Annotated in this window: 5 protein-coding genes; 2 read left to right on the top strand and 3 right to left on the bottom strand. The window is 72.4% G+C overall.

What is annotated here, in order from left to right; translation table 11 throughout:
- Positions 1 to 574 (bottom strand): TerD family protein (locus E1284_RS39315; protein ID WP_131945218.1); only part of this gene is annotated, 574 nt, incomplete at its 3' end.
- A 116-nt stretch (positions 575 to 690) separates the two neighbouring features.
- A complete protein-coding gene (lplAB, locus tag E1284_RS39310; protein WP_131945217.1) occupies positions 691 to 1,740 on the bottom strand; it encodes a lipoate-protein ligase LplAB in 1,050 nt (349 codons plus the stop codon).
- Positions 1,741 to 1,845: 105 nt separating this feature from the next.
- Between lplAB and E1284_RS39305 the strand changes: the two genes are divergently transcribed.
- Positions 1,846 to 2,811, top strand: coding sequence for a pirin family protein (locus tag E1284_RS39305; RefSeq protein WP_131945216.1), 966 nt, complete (start codon positions 1,846 to 1,848; stop codon positions 2,809 to 2,811).
- Position 2,812: 1 nt separating this feature from the next.
- Here the strand turns inward: E1284_RS39305 and E1284_RS39300 are convergent, their stop codons facing one another.
- Positions 2,813 to 3,274: an OsmC family protein gene (locus E1284_RS39300; RefSeq protein ID WP_243715018.1), complete on the bottom strand. Its 462-nt coding sequence runs from the start codon at positions 3,272 to 3,274 to the stop codon at positions 2,813 to 2,815.
- Positions 3,275 to 3,379: 105 nt separating this feature from the next.
- Here E1284_RS39300 and E1284_RS39295 point away from each other — a divergent pair.
- Positions 3,380 to 3,896 (top strand): DoxX family protein (locus E1284_RS39295; protein ID WP_131945214.1); only part of this gene is annotated, 517 nt, incomplete at its 3' end.

Raw genomic sequence — 3,896 nt, 5'->3', positions numbered from 1 at the left:
GGACGGGCGCCTGCGGCTGCGCGGGCGGGGGCGGCGGCGCCGCCTGACCGGGGTCGTCGACGGAGATGCCGAAGTCGGTGGCCAGGCCGGCGAGCCCCGAGTCATAGCCCTGGCCGACCGCGCGGAACTTCCACGCGCCCTGCCGCCGGTACAGCTCGCCGAGGACGAACGCCGTCTCGGTGGTGGCCCCCTGGCTGTCGAACCGGGCGACCTCCGCGCCGCCGGCCGCGTCCACGACCCGCACGTACAGGCCCTGGAACTGGCCGAACGTCCCGCCGTCCGAGGACGCCGCGATGACGATCTTGTCGATGGCGGGCTCGACCCGGTTCAGGTCCACGCCCAGGACGTCCAGCACGGTCGGCCCCTGCTGCTTGCCCTCGTGCCGCACCGCGCCCGACGCGTGCGCCGGCTGGTTGTAGAACACGAAGTCGTCGTCCGAGCGCACCCGGCCGGTCTCGGTCACCAGGAGCGCCGACGCGTCCGCGTCGGGCACGCCGGGACCGGCCTGCCAGCCCAGCTCGACCCGCACCGAGGGAACCGGCACCGCGGTGTTGGCGCCCTTCTGCATCGACATGAACGCTCCTCATCATCGGCCGACGTGACCCCAACCTACGGCGTGCCGCACCTCCCCGCGACCTGCCCTGAGGGGAGGACGCACGGCGGCGCCCCATGGTTCCGGCCGGACGCGCGTCAGGGGATGCGGGCCGTCCACTCCGCGGTGGCGAACTTGTCGGTGACGTACTTGCCGGCCAGCCGCAGCTCGTCCTCGCCCACCCGGTCGCCGGCCAGCCCGTACCGGGTCCGGAAGTGGGCGATCATCCGGTCGATGATCTCCTCGCGGGGCAGGCCGGTCTGCCGCCGCAGCGGGTCCACCCGCTTGACCGCGCTGGCGATGCCCTTGTCGGAGATCTTCTCCCGGCCGATCCGCAGCACCTGCGTCATCTTCGCGGCGTCGATGTCGTAGGCCATCGTCACGTGGTGCAGCACCGCGCCGGACGCGAGCCGCTTCTGCGCCGCCCCGGCGATCTTGCCGTTGTCGGAGGTGATGTCGTTCAGCGGCTGGTACCAGGCCCGGATCCCGAGTTCGCCGAGCGCGCCGAGCACCCAGTCGTCCAGGAACGCGTAGCTCTCCGCGAACGACATGCCCGCCACCAGCGACTGCGGCGCGTACAGCGAGTAGGTGATCGTGTTGCCGGGCTCGATGAACATGGCGCCGCCGCCGCTGATGCGCCGCACCACCTCCACCCCGTGCCGCCCGGCCGCCTCGGCGTCGACCTCGTTGCGCAGCGACTGGAAGCTGCCGATGACCACCGCGGGCGACGCCCACTCCCACACCCGCAGCGTCGGCGGCCGGCGGCCCGCGCCGACCTCCTCGGCGAGCACCTGGTCGAGCGCCATGTGCAGGGCCGGTTCCTGCGGCGGCTCGTGGATCAGCCGCCAGTCGTGGTCGCGCCAGTCCGACGCCCGGGTGATGGCCCGCCGCACCGCGATCCCGACGGCCTCGGCGGTGAGGCCGAGCAGCACCGTGCCGCGCGGCAGCGCCGCCTGGACGCGGACGCCGATCGCCCTGGCGTCCAGCGCGGCGGGCAGCCCGTCGAGGACGCCGTTGATCGCGTCCAGGGCCTCGTCCGGTTCCAGGAAGAAGTCCCCGCTGATCCTTGGGGCGCGCAGGAGGCCGTCCACGACGTCGACGTCGGCGACCACGAGCTTGCCGCCGGGGACCTTGTACTCACCGTGCATCACATTGATGAGAACCAGGTGCGCGCACGGGCCATTCCGTGAGGTTCAACAGCGCGGGGCGTAGGGCATCGTTAAGGGACGCGTGTCCTGGGGAGGGCGGTTCTGGTGAGCAATCTCGATGTCCGGCCGAAGCCGGTCGCGTGCGGCGGGCGCGACGACGTGGCCGGAGGGCCCGTCCACGAACTGCTGCCGCCGCGGCAGGTTCCCCTGGGCGAGAGCACGGTCGTCCGGCGGCTGCTGCCGAGCCTGGGGCGGCGCATGGTGGGCGCGTGGTGCTTCGTCGACCACTACGGGCCGGACGACATCACCGACCAGCCCGGCATGCAGGTGCCGCCGCACCCGCACATCGGGCTGCAGACGGTGAGCTGGCTGCACGGCGGCGAGGTCCTGCACCGCGACAGCCTCGGCAGCCTGCAGACCATCCGCCCGAAGCAGCTCGGGCTGATGACCGCCGGGCGGGCCATCTCCCACTCGGAGGAGTCGCCCCGCGCGCACTCCCCCGTCCTGCACGGCGCCCAGCTGTGGGTCGCGCTCCCGGACGTCCACCGGCACACCGACCCCCGCTGGGAGTTCCACGCCGACCTGCCGGTGGTGACCGCCCCCGGCTTCACCGCCGCCCTTCTCCTCGGCGACCTGGACGGTGCGGCGTCCCCCGGCACGACGTTCACGCCCATCATGGGCGCCGACATCACGCTGGACGAGGGCGCCGACGTCCGCGTACCGGTCGAACCGGACTTCGAGTACGCGGCGCTCACCATGTCGGGGGTCCTCGACATCGACGGCGAGCGGGTGGAGCCCGGCTCGATGCTGTACCTCGGCTGCGGCCGCCGCGAACTGCGGGTACGGGCCGACGAGGCGGGCGGCTTCGTCCTCCTCGGCGGCGAACCGTTCGCGGAGAAGCTCGTGATGTGGTGGAACTTCATCGCCCGCGCCGGCGAGGAGATCGCCCAAGCCCGCGAGGACTGGATGACCGGCGACCGCTTCGGCACGGTGCACGGCTACGACGGCGCCCGCCTCGCCGCGCCCGCCATGCCGCCGACGCCGCTGAAGCCCCGCGGCCGGACCCGCTGACCTACCCCCGGTCCGCCTCGTGGCGGACGGGGAAGTTGACCGAGTTGGCGATGAAGCAGAGCCCGTGCGCCTTCTCGTGCAGCTCGGCGGCCCGGTCGGCCTGCCCGGGGTCGGCCAGCGTCACCCGAGGCCGCAGGACGACCTCCTCGAACCGTCCGCCGCCGTCCGGTGTCTCGACCATGACGCCCTGCGGGTTGTCCTCATAACCGGTCACCACGAGCTTCTCGACGGCGCACAGATGAAGGAACCACAGCATGTGGCACTGGGACAAGGAGGCGACGAGCAGTTCCTCGGGATTCCACCGCGCGGGGTCACCGCGGAAACCGGGATCGGAGCTGCCCGGGACGGGTGGCTTGCCCTCCGCCCGGATCTCGTGCGCGCGCTCGTAGGCGCGGTAGGAACTCGTCCCGGACCCGGTGTTCCCGGTCCAAGCGACCGACACTTCGTACTTGTGCCTTCTCACTCGCCGAACATAGCCGCCCACCTGCGACGTTCGCGATATCTCCGCCCGTACCGTCATACTCTCCGTCTGACCGGGCCCCATCCCCGCGTTGAAGGAGTCGACGGCATGCGCTCTCGGCCGCTCTACGACGTCGTGGCCGTGCTCGCGCGGCTCGGCGTGGGCATCGTCTTCATGGCGCACGGCTGGCAGAAGATCGAGGCGGGCATCACCGCGACCGGCCGCACGTTCGACGGCCTCGGCGTGCCGCTGCCCACCGCCGCCGCCGTCTACTCCGCCTTCGTCGAACTGCTCGGCGGCGCCGCCCTCATCGCCGGGCTCGGCCTGCCCGTCACCGGCGCGCTGCTGTTCATCGACATGGCCGGCGCGTTCATCTTCGTCCACGCCGACCAGGGCCTGTTCGTGGTGGACGGCGGGACGCCCCGCAACGGCTACGAACTCGTCCTGGCCCTCGGCATGGCGAGCCTCGTCTTCGCCGCGGGCGGCGGCGGCCGCCTCACCCTCGACCAGTGGATCATCGGCAAGCGCCTGCGCGCCACGACCAGCGCCGACGACGAGGACGACGCCGCGAGCTTCGTGGAATCCCTCCGCCAAGCCGAGTCGAAGCCCCCCAAAAAGCCCCGCC

Source organism: Actinomadura bangladeshensis, assembly GCF_004348335.1.
Classification (GTDB): domain Bacteria; phylum Actinomycetota; class Actinomycetes; order Streptosporangiales; family Streptosporangiaceae; genus Spirillospora; species Spirillospora bangladeshensis.
This window is presented reverse-complemented; position numbering and strand designations above follow the sequence as displayed.